General features: G+C 61.8%; 28 protein-coding genes. 12 read left to right on the forward strand and 16 right to left on the reverse strand.

Annotated features, from left to right (window positions below; genetic code table 11):
- Positions 1-167 precede the first annotated feature (167 nt).
- The 3 genes from NBH21_RS14365 to NBH21_RS14375 are packed head-to-tail and all read right to left on the reverse strand — an operon-like array spanning position 168 to position 2,905.
- Complete coding sequence (locus NBH21_RS14365) at positions 168-1,043, reverse strand: SDR family oxidoreductase (RefSeq protein WP_250914021.1); 876 nt, start codon at positions 1,041-1,043, stop codon at positions 168-170.
- 12 nt (positions 1,044-1,055) lie between these two features.
- Positions 1,056-2,201, reverse strand: coding sequence for a tRNA epoxyqueuosine(34) reductase QueG (gene queG, locus NBH21_RS14370; RefSeq protein ID WP_250914020.1), 1,146 nt, complete (start codon positions 2,199-2,201; stop codon positions 1,056-1,058).
- An 11-nt stretch (positions 2,202-2,212) separates the two neighbouring features.
- Positions 2,213-2,905: a glutathione S-transferase family protein gene (locus tag NBH21_RS14375; RefSeq protein WP_099056314.1), complete on the reverse strand. Its 693-nt coding sequence runs from the start codon at positions 2,903-2,905 to the stop codon at positions 2,213-2,215.
- A 141-nt stretch (positions 2,906-3,046) separates the two neighbouring features.
- Between NBH21_RS14375 and NBH21_RS14380 the strand changes: the two genes are divergently transcribed.
- On the forward strand, positions 3,047-3,853 hold the full coding sequence (locus NBH21_RS14380) for an undecaprenyl-diphosphate phosphatase (protein WP_250914019.1): 807 nt from the start codon (positions 3,047-3,049) through the stop codon (positions 3,851-3,853).
- A gap of 75 nt (positions 3,854-3,928) precedes the next feature.
- Here the strand turns inward: NBH21_RS14380 and NBH21_RS14385 are convergent, their stop codons facing one another.
- From NBH21_RS14385 to dnaN, 7 genes are all read right to left on the reverse strand, one after another.
- Positions 3,929-4,087, reverse strand: a complete 159-nt coding sequence (locus NBH21_RS14385; protein WP_099056316.1) for a hypothetical protein — start codon at positions 4,085-4,087, stop codon at positions 3,929-3,931.
- A gap of 191 nt (positions 4,088-4,278) precedes the next feature.
- Positions 4,279-5,259, reverse strand: coding sequence for a complex I NDUFA9 subunit family protein (locus NBH21_RS14390; protein WP_250914018.1), 981 nt, complete (start codon positions 5,257-5,259; stop codon positions 4,279-4,281).
- Between the two features lie 113 nt (positions 5,260-5,372).
- Positions 5,373-5,660: a DUF1330 domain-containing protein gene (locus NBH21_RS14395; RefSeq protein WP_163902983.1), complete on the reverse strand. Its 288-nt coding sequence runs from the start codon at positions 5,658-5,660 to the stop codon at positions 5,373-5,375.
- Positions 5,661-5,738: 78 nt separating this feature from the next.
- Positions 5,739-6,434: an orotidine-5'-phosphate decarboxylase gene (pyrF, locus tag NBH21_RS14400; protein ID WP_250914017.1), complete on the reverse strand. Its 696-nt coding sequence runs from the start codon at positions 6,432-6,434 to the stop codon at positions 5,739-5,741.
- Positions 6,421-7,023 carry a histidine phosphatase family protein gene (locus NBH21_RS14405; protein ID WP_250914016.1) on the reverse strand — a complete coding sequence of 201 codons (603 nt, stop codon included), beginning with the start codon at positions 7,021-7,023 and terminating at the stop codon, positions 6,421-6,423. Before NBH21_RS14405 ends, pyrF begins: the two co-directional genes overlap by 14 nt.
- Before the next feature lie 6 nt (positions 7,024-7,029).
- Positions 7,030-7,626, reverse strand: coding sequence for a phospholipid N-methyltransferase PmtA (pmtA, locus tag NBH21_RS14410; protein ID WP_250914015.1), 597 nt, complete (start codon positions 7,624-7,626; stop codon positions 7,030-7,032).
- A gap of 120 nt (positions 7,627-7,746) precedes the next feature.
- Positions 7,747-8,865, reverse strand: coding sequence for a DNA polymerase III subunit beta (gene dnaN / locus NBH21_RS14415; RefSeq protein WP_250914014.1), 1,119 nt, complete (start codon positions 8,863-8,865; stop codon positions 7,747-7,749).
- Between the two features lie 237 nt (positions 8,866-9,102).
- Between dnaN and rsmI the strand changes: the two genes are divergently transcribed.
- From rsmI to NBH21_RS14460, 9 genes are all read left to right on the forward strand, one after another.
- Positions 9,103-10,026, forward strand: coding sequence for a 16S rRNA (cytidine(1402)-2'-O)-methyltransferase (rsmI, locus tag NBH21_RS14420; RefSeq protein ID WP_250914013.1), 924 nt, complete (start codon positions 9,103-9,105; stop codon positions 10,024-10,026).
- Positions 10,023-10,421: a YraN family protein gene (locus NBH21_RS14425; protein WP_250914012.1), complete on the forward strand. Its 399-nt coding sequence runs from the start codon at positions 10,023-10,025 to the stop codon at positions 10,419-10,421. The genes rsmI and NBH21_RS14425 overlap by 4 nt, the downstream gene beginning before the upstream one ends.
- Positions 10,422-10,546: 125 nt before the next feature.
- Positions 10,547-11,845, forward strand: coding sequence for an extracellular solute-binding protein (locus NBH21_RS14430; protein WP_250914011.1), 1,299 nt, complete (start codon positions 10,547-10,549; stop codon positions 11,843-11,845).
- A 68-nt stretch (positions 11,846-11,913) separates the two neighbouring features.
- On the forward strand, positions 11,914-12,795 hold the full coding sequence (locus tag NBH21_RS14435) for an ABC transporter permease subunit (protein WP_250914010.1): 882 nt from the start codon (positions 11,914-11,916) through the stop codon (positions 12,793-12,795).
- Between the two features lie 10 nt (positions 12,796-12,805).
- Complete coding sequence (gene ugpE / locus NBH21_RS14440) at positions 12,806-13,648, forward strand: sn-glycerol-3-phosphate ABC transporter permease UgpE (RefSeq protein WP_250914009.1); 843 nt, start codon at positions 12,806-12,808, stop codon at positions 13,646-13,648.
- 14 nt (positions 13,649-13,662) lie between these two features.
- Positions 13,663-14,778, forward strand: a complete 1,116-nt coding sequence (locus tag NBH21_RS14445) for a sn-glycerol-3-phosphate import ATP-binding protein UgpC (RefSeq protein ID WP_250914008.1) — start codon at positions 13,663-13,665, stop codon at positions 14,776-14,778.
- A 147-nt stretch (positions 14,779-14,925) separates the two neighbouring features.
- Entirely contained in the window at positions 14,926-15,426 is a 501-nt protein-coding gene (locus NBH21_RS14450) for a cupin domain-containing protein (protein ID WP_425340422.1), read from the forward strand.
- A 90-nt stretch (positions 15,427-15,516) separates the two neighbouring features.
- Positions 15,517-16,464, forward strand: a complete 948-nt coding sequence (gene gshB, locus NBH21_RS14455; RefSeq protein WP_250914007.1) for a glutathione synthase — start codon at positions 15,517-15,519, stop codon at positions 16,462-16,464.
- A gap of 203 nt (positions 16,465-16,667) precedes the next feature.
- Positions 16,668-18,200, forward strand: coding sequence for a YifB family Mg chelatase-like AAA ATPase (locus NBH21_RS14460; RefSeq protein WP_250914006.1), 1,533 nt, complete (start codon positions 16,668-16,670; stop codon positions 18,198-18,200).
- A gap of 85 nt (positions 18,201-18,285) precedes the next feature.
- Here NBH21_RS14460 and cysK read toward each other — a convergent pair whose 3' ends face one another.
- A complete protein-coding gene (cysK, locus tag NBH21_RS14465; protein ID WP_250914005.1) occupies positions 18,286-19,254 on the reverse strand; it encodes a cysteine synthase A in 969 nt (322 codons plus the stop codon).
- Positions 19,255-19,497: 243 nt separating this feature from the next.
- Positions 19,498-20,112 (reverse strand): LysE family translocator, encoded by a 615-nt coding sequence (locus NBH21_RS14470; RefSeq protein ID WP_250914004.1) that lies wholly within the window; start codon positions 20,110-20,112, stop codon positions 19,498-19,500.
- 208 nt (positions 20,113-20,320) lie between these two features.
- Between NBH21_RS14470 and NBH21_RS14475 the strand changes: the two genes are divergently transcribed.
- Positions 20,321-20,953, forward strand: a complete 633-nt coding sequence (locus NBH21_RS14475; protein ID WP_250914003.1) for a LysE family translocator — start codon at positions 20,321-20,323, stop codon at positions 20,951-20,953.
- A 117-nt stretch (positions 20,954-21,070) separates the two neighbouring features.
- Here the strand turns inward: NBH21_RS14475 and NBH21_RS14480 are convergent, their stop codons facing one another.
- The gene (locus tag NBH21_RS14480) at positions 21,071-21,373 is read right to left on the reverse strand and encodes an NIPSNAP family protein (RefSeq protein ID WP_250914002.1); all 303 of its coding nucleotides are present in this window, start codon (positions 21,371-21,373) and stop codon (positions 21,071-21,073) included.
- Positions 21,370-22,284 carry a DMT family transporter gene (locus NBH21_RS14485; protein WP_250914001.1) on the reverse strand — a complete coding sequence of 305 codons (915 nt, stop codon included), beginning with the start codon at positions 22,282-22,284 and terminating at the stop codon, positions 21,370-21,372. The genes NBH21_RS14480 and NBH21_RS14485 overlap by 4 nt, the downstream gene beginning before the upstream one ends.
- A 108-nt stretch (positions 22,285-22,392) precedes the next feature.
- On the opposite strand from NBH21_RS14485, the gene NBH21_RS14490 reads away from it, so the two are divergent.
- A complete protein-coding gene (locus NBH21_RS14490) occupies positions 22,393-22,848 on the forward strand; it encodes an Lrp/AsnC family transcriptional regulator (protein WP_250914000.1) in 456 nt (151 codons plus the stop codon).
- Positions 22,849-22,855: 7 nt separating this feature from the next.
- Here NBH21_RS14490 and NBH21_RS14495 read toward each other — a convergent pair whose 3' ends face one another.
- Positions 22,856-23,761, reverse strand: coding sequence for a GNAT family N-acetyltransferase (locus NBH21_RS14495; RefSeq protein WP_250913999.1), 906 nt, complete (start codon positions 23,759-23,761; stop codon positions 22,856-22,858).
- Positions 23,758-24,231: a dUTP diphosphatase gene (gene dut, locus NBH21_RS14500; RefSeq protein ID WP_250913998.1), complete on the reverse strand. Its 474-nt coding sequence runs from the start codon at positions 24,229-24,231 to the stop codon at positions 23,758-23,760. The genes NBH21_RS14495 and dut overlap by 4 nt, the downstream gene beginning before the upstream one ends.
- Between the last annotated feature and the right edge of the window lie 36 nt (positions 24,232-24,267).

Here is a 24,267-nt window from a genome sequence, read left to right on the forward strand (position 1 = left end):
GGAATGGAATTTCAGATGAATCCCAAAATGAAGCGATCACGAAGAAAATCGCGCAAAAAAAATCCGCCACGCCATATTTGCCGCCCTAATTATGGTGATTCAGGGGCGAGCGTCTTTATCGACACTCTCTCAGCGTGTGCTCAACCGGGGTAAACGAGGCCTGCGGCCTATTTGTTCCAGCGGTTTTCGGACCACATCTCGGCGAGCGATATCAGGTAATCCGGGTATTGGAACCGGAAGCCGAGTGAGCGGATACGGGCGTTGGAAACCCGTTTGTTCTCGCCGTAGAATGACCGCGCCATCGGCGTCAGTTCCGCTGTCTCGAAGGACTGCTCGGCCGGCGGCTCTACGCCCATCAACCTCGCCGCCTCGGAAACGACATCCTGCGGGGGGCAGGGCTCGCTGTCGGTGACATTATATATGCCGCCAATACGTCGCTCGCCGAGGAATGCCGCAGCCGCCGCGATGTCTTCCACCCGGATGCGGTTGAACACCTGATCCTTCTTTATAAGACGGCGTGCGGTGCCATTGGAGAGATTGACGAAGGCGTTGCGGCCCGGGCCGTAGATGCCGGAAAGCCGGAGAATGGCGAGCGGCAGGCCGGAGGCCTCGGCCAGCGACTGCCAGGCCTGTTCCGCCTCCACCCGCTCGACGGAACGCTGTGACACGGGCTTGGCTGGCGTTTCCTCGTCCACCCAGGCGCCGCCATGGTCGCCATAGACGCCGACGGTGGAAAGATATGAGATCCACTCCAGCGACGGCATGGCTTCGGAAAGCGACGTGTTGCCCAGCAGGCGGAGAAGCGGATCGCCGTCACGGCCCGGTGCGATAGACTGAACCAGATGGGTGACCTTGGCGAATTCGCTCTTCAGTTCCTCGGTCAGCGTCGTGCCGTCGAAGATAAGAGGACGGATGCCGGATGCGGAGAGTGCCTCTGCCTTTTCGGCGCTGCGGGTCGTGCCGGAGACGTCATGGCCTTGGGATGCGGCGAGCGCGCCGATTGCCTTGCCGGAATAGCCCGCGCCGAAGATCATCATATGCATCGCCATTGTCCCTCAGTTCCATTCCTGCCGCACGTCTGCGTCTTCTTCTATATTGAGCCGCGTTTCCCGCAGCGTCTTGAACGTCTCCGTCGGCAGCAGGCGTGAAAGCGCCCAGACTGCCATTCCACGCACCTCCGCCGCCTCGTCGTCCATGAGGGTAAAGCAGATGTCGGCGAATTCCGCGCTGCCGGAGTTGCCGGCAGCGATCAGACAGTTACGGATGAAGCGGTTGCGGCCGATGCGCTTCACCGGCGAGCCGCTGAAGAAGGTGCGGAATGTGGCGTCATCGAGAGAGAGGAGGAAGCGCAGTTCCGGCTCCAGGAGATCTTCGCGCGCCTTCAGCTTCATCTCGCTGGCCTGTTGGGCGAACTTGTTCCACGGGCAGGCGGCAAGGCAGTCGTCGCAGCCATAGATCCGGTTGCCGAAGGCCGGTCGCAATTCCTTCGTTATGACGCCCTTGTGCTCGATGGTGAGATAGGAAATGCAGCGCCGTGCATCGATCTGGTAAGGAGCCGGAAAGGCATCGGTCGGGCAGGCTCCGAGGCAGGCGCGGCAGGAGCCGCAATGATCGATCTCCGGCGTATCGATATCGAGTTCGGCAGTGGTGAAAAGACTGCCGAGAAAAAGCCAGGAGCCGAATTCACGGCTGACCAGATTGGTGTGCTTACCCTGCCATCCGAGTCCGGCTGCCACTGCCAGCGGCTTTTCCATCACGGGCGCGGTATCGACGAAAACCTTCACATCCGCGCCGGCGCGCGCGGCAAAGCGTGTCGCAACCTCTTTCAGCCGGCCTTTCATCACGTCGTGATAATCGCGATTGCGCGCATAGACGGAGATGGCGCCCCTGTCCGGTCTTGTCTGCAGGTGGCGGGGATCCTCATTCGGCCCGTAATTCAGGCCGAACATCACCACAGAGCGGACCTCGCTCCACAGCACTCGGGGATCGGCGCGACGCGCCTGCGTTTCCTCCATCCAGGCCATGGTGCCATGTTGGCCCGCAGCGATGAAGGCTGCGAGTCGTTCCGGCGCTTCCGGTATGGAATCGGGCAGGGTGATGCGGCAGACGGAAAACCCCTGCACCGCCGCCTCGCTCTTCATGAATGCCGTCAGCCCGGCGCGCCGCCTGTCGTTCCGATTGTCGGGTGCAGGCGCAGGCATTGCCGCCCCCGTCAGAAATCCAGGTCCGCGTAATGCGAGACCGGGGTAAGGCCGCGAATGCGCTCGGCCAGCATCGGCCGGAAGGAGGGGCGCGATTTCATGCGCTGATACCATTCCTTGGCGATGGGGAATTCCGACCATTCGATCTCGCCGAGATAGTCGAGCACCGAGATGGCCGATGCGGCGGCAAGGTCGGCATAGCTCAGCCGGTCGCCAGCGAGCCATGTGCGGGATCCCGCGAGCCAGCTCAGATACTTCATATGCTGGCGGATATTGGTGCGCGCGGTCCGCAGGATCTTGGAATCGGGCGCACCGCCGCCGAGCCCGTTGGGGATCAGCAGCTTGTGGACCCGCTCGCGCACCAGCGGCTTGGTGACGTCGTGCTCCATCTTCTGCAGGAACCATTCCGTCAGCCGGCGGATTTCCGCCCTCTGGAAGGGATCCTCGGCCAGAAGCCGGCGATCGCGCTTCAGTACGCCATGGGTCTCGTCGAGAAACTCGCTGATGACCGTCGGCCCACAGAGCGTACGCATATTGTCATCGACATAGACCGGCAGGGTGCCGGCCGGATTGAGCGAGAGAAACTCCCGCCGCTTTTCCCAGGTCTGCTCTTCCACCAGGTCCACCTGAAAGCCGTATTCGGCAAGTACCAGCCGGATGAACCGGGACGCGGTGGACATGGAATGATGATACAACGTCGGCATTGTTACTCGAATTCTATGGGCTGTTGGTTCCGGCATGATGCGTAGAGCGGCTGGTCATGACCACGGCTTCCAAGCTATATGAGCTTGGTTCGCGCAATACAAGCAAATCGCTTTCCTGTCCCTCCCCCTCAAGGAAACCCCATGGAAGATCAATCAATTCTCAGCGCGCTTTTCCTCGGCCTGATCGAGGGCCTCACGGAGTTTATCCCCGTGTCGTCGACAGCGCATGTGTTGCTAGCAGGGCACTTTCTCGGCTTCAAGTCGCCGGGCAATACCTTCGCCGTGCTGATCCAGCTCGGAGCTATCCTCGCTATCCTGAGCGTCTATTTCCGCAAGCTGTTCCTCATCGCCATCGGCTTGCCGTCGGACCCCGCCAGCCGTCGCTTCGTCCTGTCGATCCTCGTTGCCTTCCTCCCGGCAGCCGTGATCGGCGCTCTTGCGCATGACTTTATCAAGTCGGTGCTGTTCGAGACCCCCGCGCTGATGTGCATTACGCTGATCCTTGGCGGTTTCGTGCTGCTGTGGGTCGATCGCCTGCATCTGACCCCCCGCTACAAGAACGCGCTCACCTATCCAATGCCGCTCGCCTTCAAGATCGGCCTCTGCCAGTGTGTGGCGATGATCCCCGGCGTCTCCCGCTCGGGCGCAACCATCGTCGGTTCGTTGCTGCTGGGCGCTGACAAGCGTTCTGCCGCGGAGTTCTCTTTCTTCCTGGCCATGCCGACCATGGTTGGCGCCTTCGCGCTCGATCTCTACAAGAACAGGAACGCCCTGAGCTTCGACGATACCGCCATCATCGCGATCGGTTTCATCGCGGCCTTCGTCTCGGCTCTGCTGGTCGTGCGTGCGCTGCTGGATTTCGTCTCGAAGCGTGGCTATGCGCCCTTCGCCTGGTGGCGTATCGCCATCGGCTCCATCGGCCTGGTGGCTCTGGCGCTCGGTTACTGACCGGGCGCGACATCCCGAAACGACAAAAGGCCGGGCGAATGTCCGGCCTTTTTCATATGAATATCTGGGAGAGGCTTACTGGGTAACGGCGATGGCGCCGGTGCTGCAGGGATCGACGCCATAAGCGGGGGCACAGTTGCCCTTGCGGGCTGCGACAGTCGAAGGTGCCACGAAAGATCCGGCGAGGATCACCAGTGCCGCACACGCAAAAAACAGTGCGATAGACTTACCCATGAAGAGGCCTCTTGAGAGTGATGCTGTGAGTCGTCGCCGGCAGCAGCGCGAGGCGCGAACGGGTCGAGTGTTTACGCATTGCCGACACTCTCATCAATAGAATATCTTGCTGAATTCCCCGTTAACGCAGCTATTTTTCGGCTGCGTCTTTTGTGCAACGCTGGGACGGGCCAAAAAGCCTCAGGCTGCCGTCAGGCAGCCTTTCCGGCACCGTTGAACTGGCCGTGGGGACGGTAGCGCACGAGGTAGGTCGGCAGGATCGAGGCGAGCGCCGCGGGATTGATTCCCATGCCCTCGAGAGTGCGTCCCTCGGCCTTGGCGGCGTCGGAAACCACATTGTCCACCTTCAGGAGCTTGACCTGGTCGCTGGTAAGCGCCGGCTTGACGAAGGGGATCGCGGACGAGATGGAGCCGATCAGCGAGGCGATGGCGAAGGGCATCGGGACGAACGGGCGCTTGCGGTTGGCGACCTCGAGGATCGTCTCGAGACACTGGCGGAAGGTCAGCACCTCCTTGCCGCCGAGTTCGTAGATCTTGCCACGGGCAAGCTTGCCGTCCACCGACCGGGCGATTGCCTCGGCGACGTCCTCGACATGAACAGGCTGGAACCGGGTCTTGCCGCCGCCGATGAGAGGCAGGAAGGGCAGGTTCTGGGCCATGCCGGCGAACTTGTTGAAGAAGCCGTCTTCCTGACCGAAGATGATCGACGGACGCATGATGACGGCATCGGGCAGGATCGAGAAGATAGCGGCTTCGGCCTTGCCCTTGGTGGAGGCGTAAAGCGACGGGGAATTGGCATCGGCGCCGATGGCCGAGATATGGGTGAACTTCGCGCCGACCGAACGGGCGGCCTCGGCCACGGCGCGGGCGCCGAACTCCTGGATAGAGCCGAAGTTGTTGCGGCCGCTTTCAAAGAGGATGCCGACGCAGTTCACGACATGGTCTGCGCCCTGCACGGCGGCGTCGATGGAGGCGCGGTAACGCAGGTTCGCCTGGGTGAACGAGATCTGCCCGACATTGCCGAGCGGCTGCAGATGAAAGGCGAGGTCCGGCCGGCGCACGGCGACCCGGATGCGGTAGCCGCGGCGAGCCAGCGCCCTGACGACATGCCTCCCGACGAAGCCCGATCCCCCAAACACGGTGACGAGCGGCGGCAGGTTGGACAGGGTCATGATGGGCTCCATGAAAAGGCTGGTGCGGAATGCGCTATGGTCTTTTCGTCTCTTAGCCGAATCCCTTTGTCAGCGAAAGAGCCATCCTCCGCCATTGCATGCTTCCGATCGTCTCATGCGCCTTCGACGACGACCATCTCCGCATCGGCCACTTCCTGACGGATTTTGGCGGCGATCTGATATTCGGGCGAGTTGTAGCAGTCGACGGCTGCCTGATGGGACGGAAACTCAATGACGACGTTGCGGCCGCGTGCCTTTCCCTCGAGTTCCGTGAAAGCGCCGCCGCGCGCGAGGAATTTCGCGCCGTACTTTTCGAAGGCGGGTTTTGCGGCTGCCACATAGTCCTTGTAGCGCTCGGGATCCCGAACATCGACACGGGCGATCCAGTAACCTTTGGGCATGTTCTCTCTCCCTGCTTGCGCTTTCAGCGCGGATGACTTCGTGGACCTTCCCGGCTTTTGATTCCGCCAACTGCGCCCTCAGGCAAGCGCTGCGTCCATTTCGGCAAGGATTGCGCGGGCGGCTTCCTTCGGTTCGGGCGCCTTCACGATCGGCCGGGCGACGACGAGGTGGCTGGAGCCCGCCTTCAGCGCATCGGCGGGCGTCATCACCCGCTTCTGGTCGCCCTTGTCCGCGCCGGCCGGCCGGATGCCCGGGGTTACCAGCGCCATGTCCGGGCCGATGATCTTGCGCACGGCGGAGGCTTCTTCCGCCGAACAGACGATGCCGCCCATGCCGGCGATGTACGCCTGTTCGGCCCGCTTCAATACCAGCGTATGGGGATCGTATTCGTAGCCGGCGTCGATCAGGTCCTGCTCGTCCATGGAGGTGAGCACGGTTACGCCGAGCAGGCAAAGGCCGGAGCCCCTGGCCGCCTCGACCGCCGCCCGCATCGCTTTCGGATAGGCGTGCAGCGTCAGCATGGACATGCCCATCTTCGCGATGTTCTCGACGCCCGAGGCAACGGTGTTGTCGATGTCGAGCAGCTTCATGTCGAGGAAGATCTTCTTGCCGCTGGCGGCAAGATCGCGGGCGAATTCGAGACCGCCGGCGAAGGCGAGCTGATACCCGATCTTGTAGAAGAGAATGTCGTCCGCCAGCTTGTCGACGATGGTTTCGGCTTCGCGCAGTGTCGGCACGTCCAGTCCGACGATCAGGCGTTCACGTGCGGTCAACGGTCCACTCCTCCTGCCAGGTTTCCATGGGCGTCCAGTCGCATGTGATGCGCCGATCCGCAAGGGAGAAGGCGAAAAGATTGCCTCCGCCGCCCGGCTGGTCTTTGCTGCGCGCGATGGGAAGGCCGGCAAGATGGCATTTCAACAGCGTTCCGACGCCGCCATGGCCGACAAAAGCAATCGGAGCGGAAGGATCATGACCGGCCAGCGCAGTCTCCACGGCATCGACGATCCGCCGTTGCGCATCCGCTGCCTTTTCCCAGCCGTGGAAGCTTTCGGTCGGATGGGCGAAAAACCAGTCGGCCGCCTTCTCGAACTCCGGCGGCGGCAGGAAACCGGTGGCCGACCGATCATTTTCATGCATGATCTCGACACTTTCATAACCGATGCCTGAGGCTTTCGAGAGGATCGCTGCCGTCTCCATCGCCTTGACCTCGGCGCTGGAGACGATGCGTTTCAATCGGCCGGCCCAGGGAAGGGTGGCGGCAGCACGAGCTCTTTCCGCGCCGATGTCCGACAATCCCCACTGGGGAACAGGCACGCCAGGATCGATCTTCACCTGCGGGTGCGTGATATAAAGTGCGAACATGGTCGATTATGCCCGGCTATAGACCCAGAGCTGCGCCGGCGGAATGTTCCGGACGATAAAGTCGTAGTGCTGGATATGGTAGCTATGCGGACGGGCGATGATCGGTGAAACCGCACCGTAGGAAATCTGCATGACAGGCCTGCCCGCCGGAACGCGGTCGAGCAGGTCTTCGAGCATGCTGATGCGCGCGTCCATGGGAAAGTTGAGGAGCGGAACCGCCGAGATGACGGAATCGAACTTCTGGTCCGACAGGGCGCCGAGCGTCTTACCGAGGTTGAAGGCGTCGCCATGAACGAAGCGGACCTTGGGGTAGGTGCGCGTCAGGTGGCGGTAGAAGTCTTCGGAATATTCAACGGAAACGATGTCCTCGGGCTTCACGCCGCGGGCAAGGATCGCCTTGGTGATAACGCCCGTACCCGGCCCGAGTTCCAGCACCGGCAGTCCGGTATGGGGGGTATCGACGACACTGGCCATGCGCCGTGCCGTGATCGACGAAGTGGGTGCGATGGCGCCGACCGTTTTCGGCCCCTGCATCATACCTTTGAAGAACCGGATTTCGTCGTCGAACTTCTTCTCGAACCGCTCTTTCAAGCGCAATGCCATTGCCACGCCTCCATGCCAGCCTAAATGCGGCTCATCCGCATGTGCGAATGTTGGAGCAATATGTCGCAAAAACAAGGCGCATTGGCGCGGATAGGAAAAAATCCAAAGGAATAGTTACCGTCATACACGCATAGGCATCAGCACGTAGAGCGCATCATCACCTGCGGTGTCGCGAATGAGCGTGGGCGAGCCGGCATCGGCGAGCAGGAAGATCGCATCGTCGCCGGAAAGTTGGGCGGTAATGTCGAGCAGATACTTGGCGTTGAAGCCGATTTCCATTCCGTCGCTCTCGTATCCGACGGCCACCTCTTCGGTTGCGCTGCCGGAATCGGGGTTGTTGACCGTCAACAGCAACTGGCCATCGGAAAGGGCGAGCTTCACGGCGCGGCCGCGCTCCGAGGAAATCGTCGAGACGCGGTCGACGGCCTGCGCGAAGGTCTGGCAATCGACGCGCATTTCCTTGTCGTTCGCCGTCGGGATGACGCGCTGATAGTCCGGGAAGGTGCCGTCGATCAGCTTCGAGGTCATGACGATCGAGCCGATCGTCAGGCGGATCTTGGCGTCGGACACTTCGAGCGTGACGATCATTTCCGGGTTGTCGACCAGCTTCTGCAGCTCGCCGACGGTCTTGCGCGGAATGATGATGCCCGGCATGCCTTCGGAGCCCGAGGGAGCCTCGACGTCGGCGCGGGCCAGCCGGTGGCCGTCGGTTGCGACGGCGCGCAGCTTCAGCGCGCCGCCGGCCTCGATGGTGTGCAGGAAGATGCCGTTCAGATAGTAGCGCGTCTCTTCCGTAGAGATGGCGAACTGTGTCCGGTCGATCAGCATCTTCAGGTCGGTAGCCTTGAGCTTGAAGGCATGGGTGAAGTTGCCTGCTGTCAGGTCGGGGAAGTCGGCTTCCGAAAGGCACTGGAGCGAGAACTTGGAACGACCGGAAGCAACCGTCATGGACGAGCCGTCAGGATTGGTGGCGAGCAGAACTTCTGCGCCATCCGGCAGCTTGCGGACGATTTCATAGAGCAGATGCGCCGGAACCGTGGTCGCGCCGGCTTGCTCGACCATGGCCGGAGTGGCTTCGGTGATTTCCAGATCGAGGTCGGTCGCCTTCATGGCAAGGCTTGCGCCTTCGGCCCGCAGCAGCACGTTCGACAGGATCGGGATCGTGTTGCGACGTTCGACCACGCGATGAACATGGTTCAGCGATTTGAGAAGGTTGGACCGTTCAAGAGTAATACGCATGACGCTACCGCTTTCGACCTGTCGCGGCCTTGGGCGGACCGCAATGCTCTTCCCGGCAGCAGGTTGCGGCCGGATGATGTGGACGGGCAAAATGGCAGCAATTGCGCATGGATTGCAAGAGGGACGGTGTCCACCTTGCGTCGATTCGATACGATCAACGTTAATCCACAGAGCAAAGGATTGCCTTGCCCCCTGGCAGAGGCAGAGCGATAAAGGGTGATCGATATGAAGGCGTGAATGGAAAGCAAAGTGACGGGCGACAGGAACGACGAAAACGGCAGCGAACGGACCTATCGGGTTAACGATACGCGTGTCGCGGCCCGGCCACTTCAGCCGGCGCTTTATCTGGTCGCGACCCCGATCGGCAATCTCGGCGATATCACGCTGAGGGCGCTGGAAACACTGGCCGGTGCCGACGTTCTCGCCTGCGAGGATACCCGCGTCACCCGCGTGCTTCTCGACCGCTATGGCATCCAGAACCGTCCATTCGCCTATCACGAACACAATGCCACAGAGGCCGGACCTCGGCTGATTGCGGCGCTCGAGGCGGGTAAGTCTGTCGCGCTGGTTTCGGATGCGGGCACGCCGCTTGTCTCCGATCCTGGTTACCGCCTTGGGCAACTGGCGATCGAGGCCGGCCACCGCGTGGTGCCGATCCCCGGCGCTTCCGCCCCGCTCGCGGCGCTGGTCGGTTCCGGTCTGCCGAACGACGCCTTCCTGTTCGCGGGTTTCCTGCCGACCAAGGACAAGGCGCGGCGCGACCGTCTGGCGGAGTTGGCCGATGTGCCGGCGACGCTGATCTTCTTCGAAAGCCCCCATCGCATCGGCGATACGCTTGTCGCCGCGTCCGACGTGTTCGGTTCGGAGCGCCCGGCCTCCGTCTGCCGGGAGCTGACCAAGACCTTCGAGGAATTCCGGCGCGGGACACTCGGCGATCTCGCCGCCTCCTATGCCGACCAGACGGTAAAGGGTGAGGTGGTTCTGGTCATTGGCCCGCCGCTGGAGAAGGCCGCACCCGATGCGAGCGAGGTGGACGGCCTCCTTCTCGAACTCGCGAGCAGTCTTCCGACCGCCAGGGCTGCGACGGAAGCATCGAAGATCACCGGCCTTCCCCGCAAGGAACTCTATCAGCGCCTGCTCGATCTCAAGGGCGCGGCATGAGCGAGATACGATCGGGGAAGCGGCGCAACATACGCCCCGGTCCGGATCGTGGACGGGTGAAGGCCGAACGGCGCGGCCGGTTATCCGAATATGTCGCGGCCCTCTATCTCCTGCTGAAGGGATACCGCATCGTCGCCATGCGTTACCGCAGCCGGGGCGGAGAGGTCGATATCATCGCGCGCAGGGGAGGGCTGATTGCCCTGGTGGAAGTGAAGGCCCGGCGGTCCGCCGCCCAGTCAGTCGATGCGGTCGGCTTTTCCTCGCAGCAGCGCATCCGGTCCGCGGGCGATCACTGGCTATCACGCCAGCGGGATGCGGCTGCCCTTTCGGTGCGATGCGACATCGTCGCCATCGTTCCCGGTCGCTGGCCGAAGCATTTCATGGACGCTTTCTGACCACCTGACCTATCCGCGACATGGGAATGGGGATTGTCATTTCTCTGTCATGTAACTTTCAAGGGCGCGTCACAGAAGCCGAATAATGCAGTCCTCACCCCAACACTGGCGGAGAGGATTTATCCATGTTCAAGAAGCTTTCACTGGCAGCTCTGGCCCTGTCCATGACCGCAAGCACCTCGCTTGCTGCGACCAACATCACCTGGTGGCATGGCATGGGCGGCCGTAACGGCGAAGTCATCAACGAAGTTGCCCAGAAGTTCAACGAAGCCCAGAGCGAATGCGCGCTGACGCCGGTTTCCAAGGGCTCCTATGAAGAAGCCCTGTCGGCCGGCATCGCGGCCTTCCGTTCCGGCGAACAGCCGAACATCCTGCAGGTCTTCGACGCAGGCGCCGCCACCATCATCAACGCCAAGGGCGCCGTCATTCCGGCTGAAGACCTGATCAAGCAGGCCGGCTACGACTTCAGCCGCGAAGACTTCATCGAAGGCGTCCGCTACTTCTACGCCGACTCCACCGGCAAGTTCGTTGGCATGCCGTTCAACTCCTCGGCTCCGATCATGTACATGAACACCGACGCCCTGAAGAAGGCCGGTGTCGAAGCGCCGAAGACCTGGGAAGAGTTCGAAGCCATCGCTCCGAAGCTCAAGGAAGCCGGTTACATCCCGCTGGTCCAGACCCAGCTCACCTGGGAATTCACAGAGAACTTCTTCTCGCGCCATAACCTGCAGTTCGCTTCGAACAACAATGGTTACGACAGTGTCGTTGACACCAAGATCAACGTCACCGACCCGAACCACGTCATGATGTATGAAAAGCTGAAGGCCTGGTACGATCAGGGCCTGTTCGGCTACTACGGCGCCGGCTGGAACGACAACCAGAAGCCCTTCGAAGAAGGCAAGGTTGCCCTCTGGATCGGCTCCTCGGGCTCGTTCGGCGGCCTGCAGAAGACCGCGACCATGCCCTTCTCGGCAACCTTCCTGCCCTACTGGAAGTCGATCATTCCGGAAGGCGTGCACACCTTCATCGGCGGCGCTTCGCTGTTTGCAATGGCCGGCAAGCCGGAAGCCGAAAACAAGTGCGTTGCTTCCTTCTTCCACTTCCTGACCTCGGCCGAGATCCAGAAGTTCTACCACCAGTCGACCGGCTACGTCGCCATCACCAAGGCAGCTTACGAGCTGGCCAAGAAGGAAGGCTACTACAACGAGAAGCCGGCCGCCGAAGTCGGTATCCAGCAGCTTTCACTGCCGGGCGCCGAGTGGGACAAGGGCTACCGCTTGGGTTTCTACCCGCAGATCCGCTCGGTGATGGAACGCGAATACAACCGCATCTTCTCCGGCGAAACCACGCCGAAGGACGCGATGGAAACCATCAAGAAGGAAGCCGACGAGCTGCTCGCCCGCTTCGCCAAGACGGCCGGCTGATTTCCGGAACCTGATGTGATGAACTCCCGGGGGTCTTCGCCCCCGGGGTTTGCTTTGAAAGGCACCCGATGAAGCGCGTCCAGTTTTCCTCGCGATTTCTGCCCTATCTGTTCCTGCTGCCGCAGTTTGCGATCATTGTGATCTTTTTCTACTGGCCGTCGGCGCAGGCAATCCATTCCTCGTTCTTCATCGAGGACCCCTTCGGCTTCGGTGCAAGCTTCGTCGGTTTCAGCAATTACACCGACGCGCTGAACTCGTCGGAATATCTGAAGGTCGCCCGTTTCACGATCGCCTACAGCCTGATCGTGACCTTCCTCACGCTGTCGCTCGGCATGCTCCTGGCGCTGAAGGCCGATGCCGTCATCCGCGGCCAATCTGCCTACCGCACTCTTCTGATCGTGGTCTACGCCATCGCCCCGCCGGTGGCCGGCCTGATCGGCATGATGTTCTTCGACCAGCATATCGGCCCCTTCGTGAAATTTGTCTCGCTGTTCGGCTGGCATATGAAGGTCGGGATCAACTACTTCGACACCGCCTTCGCCATGGTGGCCGTCGCGGTGTGGAACCAGATCCCCTATAATTTCATTTTTTTCCTCTCGGGCTTGCAGGGCATTCCGACCTCCATTCGCGAGGCTGCGGCGATCGACTGCAAATCGGGAACCCGGCGTTTCTGGACGGTGATCCTGCCGCTCCTGACGCCGACGGCCTTCTTCCTGCTGATCATCAACATGACCTATTCGCTGTTCGACACTTTTGGCGTCATCGACGTCATCGTGAAGGACAAGGCGGCCAACAATCCGATCACCCTCGTCTACAAGGTCTATCTCGACGGCTTCCGCGGCAACGACCTTGGTGCGTCCTCGGCCCAGTCGGTGATCCTTATGGTCGTGGTTCTGGTGCTGACGCTGATCCAGTTCCGCTTCATCGAACGCCGCGTTCACTACGGTTGAGGAGAGGCGCATGTACAGAACCAAGTTCTTCGACCACCTGATCCTGATTGCCGGCGTTGTCCTGATGCTCGGGCCGCTGGTGGTCGCCTTCACCACCTCCACCCACAGTGCCGCGGAAATTCACTCCAAGGGCCTGATGCTGTCGATCGGCGACCAGTTCGACGAGACCTATAGCAGGGTGCTGTTCCATGGCGGCGGCTTCACCGGTAAGGTGACTGGCCTGACGATGGCCTGGAATTCGCTGGTCCTCGGCGTCGGCTTTGCCGTCGGCAAGATCGTGCTGTCGATGATGGCGGCCTATGCCATCGTCTATTTCCGCTTCCGGTTCGCGACGCTCGCCTTCTGGCTGATCTTCACGACGCTCCTGCTGCCGCTCGAAGTGCGCATCATGCCGTCCTATCAGGTGATGAGCCAGCTCGGGCTTCTGAACACCCATACCGGCCTGATCCTGCCGCTCCTGGCGTCGGCGACCGGCACCTTCTTCTTCCGGCAGTTCTTCAAGTCGGTGCCGGACGAGCTGCTGGAGGCCGCGCGCATCGACGGCGCCGGGCCGATCAAGTTTTTCTTCGACGTGCTGGTGCCGCTGTCGCGCACCATGATCGCGGCGGTCTTCATCATCATGTTCGTCTACGGCTGGAACCAGTATCTCTGGCCTCTGCTGATGACGACGGACGAAAGCTTCTACACCCTGATGCGCGGCATCAAGCAGATCCTTCAGGTCTGGGTCGGCTCGCAGATTCCCGATTACAACGAGGCTTTCGCCATGGCCGTACTCGCCATGCTGCCGCCTGTCATCGTCGTGGTGATCTTCCAGAGCTGGTTCATCAAGGGCCTGACGGAAACCGACAAGTAGGAAAGGTTGAGCCCATGGCTTCCATTCAAATCGACCAGGTCTCGAAGATCTACGACGGCGGCGTCAGGGCCGTCAAAAGCATCGACATCGATATCGCCGACGGTGAGTTCATCGTGCTCGTCGGTCCCTCGGGCTGCGGAAAGTCCACGCTGCTGCGCATGGTCGCCGGGCTGGAGACTATATCGGAGGGGACCGTCAGCATCGACGACCGAATCGTCAACCGGATCGAGCCCGCCGATCGCGACATCGCCATGGTGTTCCAGAACTATGCGCTCTACCCGCACATGACGGTCTACGACAACCTCGCCTACGGCCTGAAGAACCGCAAGACTCCGAAGGCGGAGATCGAGACGCGCGTGGCGGAAGCCGCCCGCATGCTGGAAATCGAGCCCTATCTGAAGCGCAAGCCGCGCGCACTTTCCGGTGGCCAGCGCCAGCGCGTCGCCATGGGCCGCGCCATCGTGCGAAAGCCCGCGGTCTTCCTGTTCGACGAACCGCTTTCCAACCTCGACGCCAAGCTGCGTGTCACCATGCGCGGCGAGATCCGCAAGCTGCAGCGCCGCCTCGGCACGACCGCGATCTACGTGACCCATGACCAGCTCGAGGCCATGACGCTTGCCGACCGGCTGGTGGTGTTGAACGGCGGCGCCATCGAGCAGATCGGCACGCCGCTCGAGGTCTATCATCGTCCCGCCTCCACCTTCGTCGCGAGCTTCATCGGTTCTCCCGCGATGAACCTCGTTCAGGCGACCGCGGAAGCCAGCAGGCTATCCATAGGTGAAACGACGGTCGATTTCGGGAACGACCTTCCCGTCAGCGGCGGCGTGACCGTGGGCGTCCGGGCGGAAGACCTGATGCCGGCAACCGGAGCCGAACCATCGCTGCCGTTCAAGGTCGATTACGTCGAGGAGCTCGGCGCTCATCGCCTCGTCCACGGTCTCGTTGGAGGCCAGATCGTGACTGCCGTGATCGCTCTCGGCATGGAAATCCCGGCGGATATGCGCCTGACGGTCTCGCCGCAGCGATTGCACTTCTTCGACCGGGAAAACGGCCGCCGGATCGCAACGCCGACGGCAGGGCTGCCGCTTGCCGGTGAGGTAAATCCGGTGATCGAGGTATCGCCCGCCTGAACGTCCTGCCTGATCGCCAGCGTCGCTTGGGGCGTTGCAAATCAGCGCCGCATTGCGGGATCGTTACAATTCTAGCGATCCCGCAAACGGTAATATAACCGCTCTAGGGTAGCGTTCCCGCAATCGCACAATCACATGGGAACGGAAATGCCTTTGAAGCTTCTGATTGCCGGCATGGCCGGCGTGCTGATGACCATGCCGCGGCAGCCACGCGCCAGCGAAATGCCGCCGGTGGTTTCGGCGCATAGCGGCCATCTCGCGCTGAAGCCCGCACCGATCAATCCGGAGTGGATCATTCGCGGAACGCCGGTCGCTCGCGTAGGCGACCATTCATCGAGCACGGACGAAGCCAGTTCCACGGCCGTATGGGATTGCACCGCAGGCGAATTCCGCTGGTATTTCGGCTGGGACGAAACCGTGGTGATCCAGGAAGGCGAAGTGCATGTGACAGCTGAGGACGGCACGGAGCGCATCCTGCGGGCAGGCGATATCGCCTATTTTCGCGGCGGCACCTGGGCGACATGGCGCGTCGATGACTATGTCCGCAAGATCGCCTTCCTGCGCAAGCCTTTTCCCGAACCGCTCGCGACACTCTATCGCATCCGCAACGCCTTGCGTTCTCCGACGGCCAAGAGCGTGCTCGGCTGATCCGCCGATCAGCAAAATTGAAGCCGGCCGGACGTTGCCTTTGACGCTGAGGAGGCCTAAATCTCCAGGGCTTTCAACAGGGGCAGGGTTATGGCGAAGATTACCAATGTCGCGGTCCAGATGGACCACGTCTCCACCATCAATATCGCGGGCGATTCCACCTTTGCGATGAGCCTGGAGGCGCAGTCTCGCGGCTACCGGCTGTTTCATTACACGCCGAACCAGCTCAGCATGCGTGACGGTCGCATCCTTGCGACCGTTCAGCCCATGCAATTGCGCGATGTGAAGGGCGATCATTTCAGCCTCGGGGACGCCGAACAGGTCGATCTCTCGACCATGGATGTGGTGTTGCTCCGTCAGGACCCGCCCTTCGACATGGCCTACATCACCTCGACCCATCTGCTCGAGCGCATTCATCCGAAGACGCTGGTCGTGAACGATCCGGCCTGGGTGCGCAATTCGCCGGAGAAGATCTTCGTCACCGAATTTGCCGACCTGATGCCGAAGACGCTGATTACCCGCGATGCAGGCGAGATCGCCCGCTTCCGCGAGGAGATGGGCGATATCATCCTGAAGCCGCTTTACGGCAATGGCGGCGCCGGCGTCTTCCATTCCTCCCGCGACGACCGCAACTTCTCGTCGCTGATCGAGATGTTCCACCAGATGTTCCGCGAACCCTTCATCGCCCAGGCCTATCTGCCGGCGGTGCGCAAGGGCGACAAACGCATCATCCTGATCGACGGCGAACCGGTCGGCGCCATCAACCGGGTGCCGGCCGAGCATGACAGCCGCTCGAACATGCATGTCGGCGGTCGCGCCGAGGCAACGGAACTTACTGCGCGCGAAAGGGAAATCTGCGCCCGCATCGGTCCGGCGCTGAGGGAGCGCGGCTTCCTGCTGGTCGGCATCGACGTCATCGGTGATTACATGACCGAGATCAACGTCACCTCTCCGACCGGTATTCGCGAAGTGAAGAAATTCGGCGGCGCCGACATTGCGGCACTCCTCTGGGACGCCATCGAAAAGAAGCGCGCCTGACCGCCCTCCGGATCGCAGCTGCCTGCGATCCGGTTTTGTTCGCCAATTACAACCTGAAACAACCTGTTTCCGACTTTGACGGGAGTTTGTTCCGTTAATGTTCTTGTTTTTGCGTTGCGATCGTGCAAGATTGCAATCGGCAGCCCGCGCAAGATGTAGTTGCGTGGGCATTGCAGGCTTCGGGGCGAGCAGGGGAACGGGCAATGGTGGCGCGTGTCAGTACGGTTGCATTTCAGGGCATAGAGGGCGTTCCGGTTGATGTTCAGGTGATGGTCGCGCCGGGCAAGATCGGCATGCAGATCGTCGGCCTGCCCGACAAAGCGGTGGCCGAAAGCCGGGAACGCGTGCAGGCGGCGCTTCATGCCTCGGGACTGGCACTGCCACCCAAGCGCGTAACGGTCAATCTCGCCCCCGCTGATCTTCCCAAGGAAGGCTCGCATTTCGACCTGCCGATCGCGCTTGGCCTGATGGCCGCACTCGGCGCCATACCCGCCGAAGCGCTTTCGGGTTTCGTGGTGATTGGTGAACTCAATCTCGACGGCACGATCGCTGCCGTCGCCGGTGCTCTTCCGGCGGCAATCGGCGCGAATGCCATGGGCAAGGGCCTGATCTGCCCGGGCGAAAGCGGCGCGGAAGCGGCGTGGGCTGGCTCGGACATCGATATCCTTGCGCCCCGCAGCCTGATTGCGCTTGCCAATCATTTCCGTGGCACGCAGGTCCTGTCGAGGCCCGAGCCGGCGATCCGCGCTCCTGCTGCCAATCTGCCTGATCTCGCCGACATCAAGGGACAGGAGAGCGCCAAGCGGGCGCTGGAAGTCGCCGCCGCCGGCGGCCATAACCTGCTTATGGTCGGGCCTCCCGGCTCCGGCAAGTCGATGCTTGCGGCCCGCCTGCCGTCCATCCTGCCGCCGCTTTCCGCGGCCGAGCTGCTGGATGTTTCCATGGTGCATTCCGTTGCCGGTCAGCTCTCGGGCGGCAAGCTTTCCGACCGACGGCCGTTCCGTACACCGCACCATTCCGCCACCATGGCAGCCCTTGTCGGTGGCGGCCTGCGCGCACGGCCGGGCGAAGCCTCGCTTGCCCATCACGGGGTGCTTTTTCTCGACGAGTTCCCGGAATTTTCGCCGCAGGTGCTGGATGCGCTGCGCCAGCCTTTGGAAACCGGCGAATGCATCATCGCGCGGGCCAATCACCGGGTTGCCTATCCGGCCGATTTCCAGCTGGTGGCGGCAATGAACCCCTGCCGCTGTGGCATGGCTGGTGAACCCGGGCATACCTGCGCCCGCGGCCCGCGTTGCCTCACCGATTATCAGGGCAGGATTTCCGGGCCGCTGATGGACCGCATCGATATCCGCATCGATGTGCCGGCGGTCTCGGCGACCGACCTCATCAAGCCGATGGCGGCAGAGCGCAGCGAGGATGTTGCTCGCCGGGTTTTCGCCGCCCGCGAACGGCAGCGGGAGCGTTTTGCGGCGGCGGGTACTCCGGGAATATCGACCAATGCCCGTTGCTCCACGGCGACGATCGAGAAAATCGCGGAACTGGATGCTGGCGGTACGCAGCTCCTGAGGGATGCCGCGGAGAAGTTCCGGTTCTCCGCCCGGGCCTATCATCGGGTGCTGAAGGTGGCGCGGACGCTTGCCGATCTCGACGGCTCGGCGATGCTCGGGCGCATTCACTTGGCCGAGGCGATTTCCTACCGTATCCCGTCGGAGCGGCTGTCTGCCGCTGCGTGAGTGAGCGGGTCGGCAAGAGAGCCGAGCGGAAAGCGAAAGGGGCGCCGTCAAGCGCCCCCTGATGCCGCTCAAGCTGGACGAACTGTTATTCGCCGAGACCGGCAAAGAGCGCCGTCGACAGGTAGCGTTCGGCAAAGGAGGGGATGATGACGACGATGGTTTTTCCGGCGTTTTCCTCGCGGCTGCCGACCTTGATCGCGGCGGAAAGTGCTGCACCGGAAGAAATGCCGACCGGCACACCTTCGAGGCGCGCCACGAGGCGGGCCGTTTCGAAAGCCTCGTCATTGGTGGAAGGCACGATCTCGTCATAGATCGTGGTGTCGAGGATCTTAGGCGCAAAGCCCGCGCCGATGCCCTGGATCTTGTGGGGGCCGGGATTGCCGCCGGAGAGGACCGGGCTGTCGGCGGGCTCGACGGCGATGACCTTGATCGAAGGCTTCTTCGCCTTCAGCACCTGGCCGACGCCAGTGATCGTGCCGCCTGTGCCGATGCCGGCGACGAAGATGTCGACCTGGCCATCGGTGTCGTTCCAGATTTCCTCGGCGGTCGTCTTTCGATGGATTTCCGGATTGGCAGGATTTTCGAACTGCTGGGGAATGATGGCATCCGGCAGCGTCGCGGCCAGTTCCTCAGCCTTGGCGATTGCGCCCTTCATGCCCTTCGGACCCTCGGTCAGGACCAGTTCGGCGCCGAGTAGAGCCAGCATCTTGCGGCGCTCGATCGACATGGTTTCCGGCATGGTCAGGATCAGCTTGTAGCCCTTCGCCGCGGCGGCAAAGGCGAGTGCGATACCGGTGTTGCCGGAGGTCGGCTCGATGAGGGTGGTCTTTCCGGGCGCGATCTTGCCCTGAGCCTCGAGGCTTTCGATCATCGCGACGCCGATACGGTCCTTCACCGAGGCGATCGGGTTGAAGAATTCAAGCTTGGCAAGAAGATTGGCCTTTACGCCCTTCTCCTTCGCGAGCTTGTCCAGACGCACGAGCGGCGTGTCGCCGATGGTCTCGGTAATCGATTTGTAGACGCGGCCGCGGCCCGGCTTCTTGGCTTCCGACATGATATTGCTCCTTGGAAAAGCCTCTGATTGGAAATCACAATAGGGTCAAATAGTGCCCCCTACCAGAAGCCTTCATCCGCTTGCGGGCGATAGTCTGGAAAAAACGCTGCGACCTGGCGTCCCGGTGGCGAAGGTCATTCCAGTCGGAGCAATTCCAGCAAAGGTGTGCGGCTTTGCGCCCGGAATTGCCAAGAACAATGAAGATAGAGCACTTCAGGCGATTCCGTCATCGCCTGAAATGCTCTATGCGCGGGCAGCGATATAGGCGGCGGTGCCGGCCAGAACGCTGGCCGCCGACCGGTTCAGGGTCTTGAGGGCCGCAGGCTTCTTCAGCAGCGCCCGCGCCTGCGAGGCAAGCAGGATGTATGGCAGCAGTACCGCCATCAGCACCGCAAATGTCGTGCCGGCAAGAACGGCGTAATCCTGCCATCCGATCTGCTGGAGGGGAATGAGTGTGGGGACCAGCGCGACATAAAACAGCATGGTCTTCGGATTGCCGAGCGTCAGCAGGAAACCGGAGAGGAACAACATGCCGGCATGCGTTGCGCGCTGCGCCTCGATCTTCTGCGGCAGGAGCCCGGCGGTCCAGAGCTTCCATGCGATGTAACAGAGATAGAGCGCGCCCAGATATTTGATGACGAGAAACGGCGTGGTGAAGGTCTGCGCCACCAGTGCGAGGCCGAGAACGACCGCGGTCAGGTAGCAGAGATCGCCGAGAATGAGACCGAGCCCCATGAAGAATGTCGGCCGGAAACCGGAGCCGAGCGCGCGCGCAACGATTGCCGTCATGCCGGGGCCGGGAATGGCGGCGGCAATGAAGAGCGCGCCACCATAGGCGAGCAGGGTGGCAGGGGTCATGGTTTCCTCCTCAACTCGTCCGAACTCATTGGCCCCCCTGGGAAGAGGCCGCGACTTCGGTTGCCGGTATTCGCTCCGGCCTTTGTTGAGGACGTACCCCTATGCGCCCAAACTTGCAATGGTGACAGGATTGCACTTGCGGCTGACATCGCGCCCTGCATAGGGTCGCTGCGCCCACCTTTGCCCGACGTCTCCAAATGGATTTCCGATGCCCTCCCTGCCTGCTATCCTCGCCTTTGCCCTGATCTGCCTCGGCATGGTCCTGACGCCGGGGCCGAACATGATCTATCTGGTGTCGCGATCCATCTGCCAGGGACCGGCCGCAGGTCTCGTTTCCCTCGGCGGCGTGGCGCTCGGCTTCGTCTTTTACATGCTGATGTCGGCGCTCGGCATCACCGTCCTCATCATGGCCGTGCCTTTCGCCTATGATGTTCTGAAATTCGCAGGTGCCGCCTATCTGCTGTGGATGGCATGGCAGGCGCTGAAGCCGGGCGGGTGTTCGCCCTTTCAGGTGCGCGACCTGCCGAAGGATAGCCCCCGCAAACTCTTCGCCATGGGCCTTGTGACCAACCTTCTCAATCCGAAGGCCGCCGTTCTCTATCTTTCGCTGCTGCCGCAGTTCGTCGATCCCGCCAAGGGCAGCGTTCTGCTGCAGTCGCTGGTGCTGGGGAGCACGCAGATCGCCATCAGCGTCACGGTCAATTCCATGATTGCGCTGATGGCGGGATCCATTGCCATCTTCCTTGCGGGCCGTCCCTTCTGGATGGTCGTGCAACGCTGGCTGATGGGCACGGTGCTTGCAGCGCTCGCCTTGCGGATGGCCACGGAAGCGCAGCGCTAGAGCATTTCCAGCAAGAGCGAGGTCGCTTTTGCGCTCGGAGAATGCGTTAAAACAAAAAGATAGAGCAATTCCTGCAAAAGCGGAAACCGGTTTTGCGTCCGGAAATGCCCTGAAGGCTTAGAAGAGCGGGCGCATGAAGCTGCGGTCGTAGCTCAGGATGCAGCGTGTCTCCTCGGCATAGGCGAAGGCAGCCTTGCACTCTTCGTCTTCGGCCATGCGTGTCCTGTAGACTTCATATTCGGCAAGCGAAGGGAAGGTGAACAGTGCAAGCGCGATGTTGTTCGCTCCCTCGGACGGCAGGAAATAGCCGTGATGCGTGCCGCCAAGCCGGTTGACGAGAGGGATCCAGAGCTTCGCATAGTGCTCGAATTCGGCAAGCTTGTAGGGATCGATGACGTAGCGAAGGCTGCAGGTGATCATGCACGGTTTTCCTTTCTGCGGGGTGTGTTGAGAAACGGCGGCGCCCAGTTGAGCGTGGCGGCGATGGCGGCAAGCAGGATGCCGGCAGCACCCGCCGCCTGCGTTGCGGTTAGCACGTGGCCGAAGGCGAAGATATCCACGAGCACGGCGACGACCGGATAGAGAAATGACAGCGTGCCGGTCAGCGCGACCGGAAGCCGCTGGATGGCGCTGTAGAGCAGGGCATACATCAGACCGGTATGCACAAAGCCGAGCGTGGCGAGTATCGACCATGTGGCCGGCGTGGAAGGCAGCGATGTCCAGTCCGCAAGCGGAGCCAGCATGACGGCCCCGGTCGCCACCTGAACCAGTGCGATCAGCTGTGGCGGCGTGCCCTTGAGCTGGCGGGCGGCGAGCGCGGCAAGCGCATAGCAGAAGGCGGCGGTCAGCGAGAGCAGGATGCCGAGAATATATCCGAACGACCCCGCGGCCGTTCCGATCTGAACACCACCCATCGTCATCGCCACCGTTCCGGCAAAGGCGACGACCAGCCAGAAGACCTTGCTGCGCGAGATCTTCTCCCCGAGAAACACGACGCCCAGGCCGACCAGCAGGAAGGGCTGGACGTTGTAGACGATCGTGGCGACGGAAATGGAGGCAAGAGGGTAGGCGGAAAAGAGCGCCAGCCAGTTCAGGACCAGCGCCACGCCACCCGCAATCGCCAGCATCAGCCGTCGTCTGTCGAATGCATCGAGGCGCAGATGGCCACCAAGCCGGCAGATCAGGAGCAGCGCCGGAAAACCGAACAGGCAGCGCCAGAAGACGACGTTGACGGGCGGTTCGCCCGACATCACCACGAACCATCCGATGGTTCCCGACATCGCCATGGCGGCGGTCATTTCCCAGATTCCCCGTCGTGACGCGTCAGCCATCGTTCTCTCCTTTGCGATGGGCGTATTCTATTGCGGTCTTGCACGATATTGCTGTGCTTTGATTAGGCTGATAATCTCCTCCGACTAATTTTCGTAGGGGAACGGAGCGTGGAGACTTATCTTTATCTTGATGTTGCGGATCGCAGGATCGTCGAGGCGCTGGCCGAGGATGCGCGCATCTCGCTGAAGGAACTTGCGGCGAAGGCGGGTCTCTCGTCGCCCAGTTGTTCGGAACGGCTTCGCCGGCTCGAGGAGCGGGGCGTGCTCACCGGCTACAGCGCGGATGTGGAGCTGGAGGCGCTCGGTTATCCCCTGCAGGCGATTGTCCGGGTACGCCCGCTGCCGGGCATGCTGCATATCGTCGAGCGGATCATTCAGGAAACGCCTGAGATCACCGAATGCGACAAGGTGACAGGCGACGATTGCTTCATCTGCCGCATGGCCGTGCGCAGCATGACCGATCTGGATCGCATCCTCGACCGCGTCGTGGAGCGGGCGCAGACGAATACGTCGATGATCAAGTCGACCCCGGTGAAGCGACGCCTGCCACCGCCGGTCGGTTAGGGGATTTTCAGAATTCCGCCATCGGCGAAATGCAGGTCGGCCCGGTCGGATAGATCTCGTCCTGCGCGCGCATCATGAAGACCTGCGATCCGGTATCCGCAATGGCCTCGGATTCCCATGAAAGCCGATCCGGCGTGACGAATGCCTCGACGGAAGCAGGAGCGATACCGAGGCTGGCAATGATTTCTGCGAGCGGCGGAATGTGGGAGCCAGCGACGTCGAGAAGCTGGAACGCTCCGTCATCCGCCAACCGCCACACGACGACGGCTTTGCCATCGGCGAGCAGGGAAAGCGAAATATCCTCGATCAAGTGGCAGTTCAGCAGGAACATCAGCCGCTGGTCGGCAACGGCAAAGTGGTCGGAAACCGGCATCCGGTCGGCCAGAAGCTTTCGCAGCAGATCGATATCCCTGTCGATGTCGAGCAGGCGCGCCGGTCGTGGCGTTCCGGATATTGCCGGTGCCGGCCCCTTGAAGCTGTATTGCGGCAGGATGCGGAAGCCGTGAGGCGTATAGAGACCGGGCTTGTCCGTGTAGAGCACGATGGCTTCCAGACCCTGCTCTTCGCAACGATCGAGCGTGATGCGGATGAGATCCTGATAGAGGCCCCGGCCGCGATATTCCGGCCGCACGGCGCCGGATTGCCACCCGGCAGCCTTGATGGCGCGTCCATCGATCATCAGCGGCATGGAAAAGGCGCTGAGATTGGCGATGCAGCGGCCGTCGCCGTCGAAATAGGCCGAAGGAAAGCTGGTGCGGTCATGGCCACCCAAACCGTCGAGCGCACTGATATCGACATCGAAGATATCGATGAGCAGCGTCTTGATCGCCGACCATCCCGCCGGATCGTCGAAATAATCCTGACGGAAGACGAGGCCCGACCTGTCAGCAAGGCCCTTGTCAGAGGGGTTCATGCCACGCCGGTGGAGCCGAAGCCGCCTGCGCCGCGATCGGTGGTGGATGCTTCGGTCGCTTCCTGAACCCGCACCTGCGTCACCGGGGCGATGATCGTCTGGGCGATGCGCATGCCGCGGGCGATCTCGAAAGGCTCGTCGCCGAGGTTGATCAGCAGCACCTTCACCTCGCCACGATAATCGCTGTCGATGGTGCCGGGCGTGTTGAGGCAGGTGATGCCGTTTTTGAAGGCAAGGCCGGAACGTGGCCGGATTTGCGCCTCGAACCCTTCCGGGATTTCCATGACGAAGCCGGTCGGAACGAGCGCGCGCTGTCCGGGCGCAAGCGTCATCGGCTGATCGTCGGAAACGGCGGCTCTGAGATCCATGCCGGCGGCGCCTGCCGTCTCGTAGGCGGGCAGCGGCAAATCCTGTCCATGAGGCAGGCGGACGAGCTTGAGCGTGGGGCGAATGTCGTTATGAATGTTCATGCTTCCATTAGTTTGCGCGCGAAAGCCGCAGGTCAA

The organism is Ciceribacter sichuanensis (genome assembly GCF_024055605.1).
In the GTDB taxonomy this organism is placed as follows: Bacteria; Pseudomonadota; Alphaproteobacteria; order Rhizobiales; family Rhizobiaceae; genus Allorhizobium; species Allorhizobium sichuanense.

Bases quoted from the DNA above. Each gene is read 5' to 3' on its own strand.
- NBH21_RS14365 (WP_250914021.1), bottom strand. From the start codon at position 1,043: ATGCATATGATGATCTTCGGCGCGGGCTATTCCGGCAAGGCAATCGGC.
- queG (WP_250914020.1), bottom strand. From the start codon at position 2,201: ATGCCTGCGCCTGCACCCGACAATCGGAACGACAGGCGGCGCGCCGGG.
- NBH21_RS14375 (WP_099056314.1), bottom strand. From the start codon at position 2,905: ATGCCGACGTTGTATCATCATTCCATGTCCACCGCGTCCCGGTTCATC.
- NBH21_RS14380 (WP_250914019.1), top strand. From the start codon at position 3,047: ATGGAAGATCAATCAATTCTCAGCGCGCTTTTCCTCGGCCTGATCGAG.
- NBH21_RS14385 (WP_099056316.1), bottom strand. From the start codon at position 4,087: ATGGGTAAGTCTATCGCACTGTTTTTTGCGTGTGCGGCACTGGTGATC.
- NBH21_RS14390 (WP_250914018.1), bottom strand. From the start codon at position 5,259: ATGACCCTGTCCAACCTGCCGCCGCTCGTCACCGTGTTTGGGGGATCG.
- NBH21_RS14395 (WP_163902983.1), bottom strand. From the start codon at position 5,660: ATGCCCAAAGGTTACTGGATCGCCCGTGTCGATGTTCGGGATCCCGAG.
- NBH21_RS14405 (WP_250914016.1), bottom strand. From the start codon at position 7,023: ATGTTCGCACTTTATATCACGCACCCGCAGGTGAAGATCGATCCTGGC.
- pmtA (WP_250914015.1), bottom strand. From the start codon at position 7,626: ATGGCATTGCGCTTGAAAGAGCGGTTCGAGAAGAAGTTCGACGACGAA.
- dnaN (WP_250914014.1), bottom strand. From the start codon at position 8,865: ATGCGTATTACTCTTGAACGGTCCAACCTTCTCAAATCGCTGAACCAT.
- rsmI (WP_250914013.1), top strand. From the start codon at position 9,103: ATGGAAAGCAAAGTGACGGGCGACAGGAACGACGAAAACGGCAGCGAA.
- NBH21_RS14425 (WP_250914012.1), top strand. From the start codon at position 10,023: ATGAGCGAGATACGATCGGGGAAGCGGCGCAACATACGCCCCGGTCCG.
- NBH21_RS14430 (WP_250914011.1), top strand. From the start codon at position 10,547: ATGTTCAAGAAGCTTTCACTGGCAGCTCTGGCCCTGTCCATGACCGCA.
- NBH21_RS14435 (WP_250914010.1), top strand. From the start codon at position 11,914: ATGAAGCGCGTCCAGTTTTCCTCGCGATTTCTGCCCTATCTGTTCCTG.
- ugpE (WP_250914009.1), top strand. From the start codon at position 12,806: ATGTACAGAACCAAGTTCTTCGACCACCTGATCCTGATTGCCGGCGTT.
- NBH21_RS14445 (WP_250914008.1), top strand. From the start codon at position 13,663: ATGGCTTCCATTCAAATCGACCAGGTCTCGAAGATCTACGACGGCGGC.
- NBH21_RS14450 (WP_425340422.1), top strand. From the start codon at position 14,926: ATGCCTTTGAAGCTTCTGATTGCCGGCATGGCCGGCGTGCTGATGACC.
- gshB (WP_250914007.1), top strand. From the start codon at position 15,517: ATGGCGAAGATTACCAATGTCGCGGTCCAGATGGACCACGTCTCCACC.
- NBH21_RS14460 (WP_250914006.1), top strand. From the start codon at position 16,668: ATGGTGGCGCGTGTCAGTACGGTTGCATTTCAGGGCATAGAGGGCGTT.
- cysK (WP_250914005.1), bottom strand. From the start codon at position 19,254: ATGTCGGAAGCCAAGAAGCCGGGCCGCGGCCGCGTCTACAAATCGATT.
- NBH21_RS14470 (WP_250914004.1), bottom strand. From the start codon at position 20,112: ATGACCCCTGCCACCCTGCTCGCCTATGGTGGCGCGCTCTTCATTGCC.
- NBH21_RS14475 (WP_250914003.1), top strand. From the start codon at position 20,321: ATGCCCTCCCTGCCTGCTATCCTCGCCTTTGCCCTGATCTGCCTCGGC.
- NBH21_RS14480 (WP_250914002.1), bottom strand. From the start codon at position 21,373: ATGATCACCTGCAGCCTTCGCTACGTCATCGATCCCTACAAGCTTGCC.
- NBH21_RS14485 (WP_250914001.1), bottom strand. From the start codon at position 22,284: ATGGCTGACGCGTCACGACGGGGAATCTGGGAAATGACCGCCGCCATG.
- NBH21_RS14495 (WP_250913999.1), bottom strand. From the start codon at position 23,761: ATGAACCCCTCTGACAAGGGCCTTGCTGACAGGTCGGGCCTCGTCTTC.
- dut (WP_250913998.1), bottom strand. From the start codon at position 24,231: ATGAACATTCATAACGACATTCGCCCCACGCTCAAGCTCGTCCGCCTG.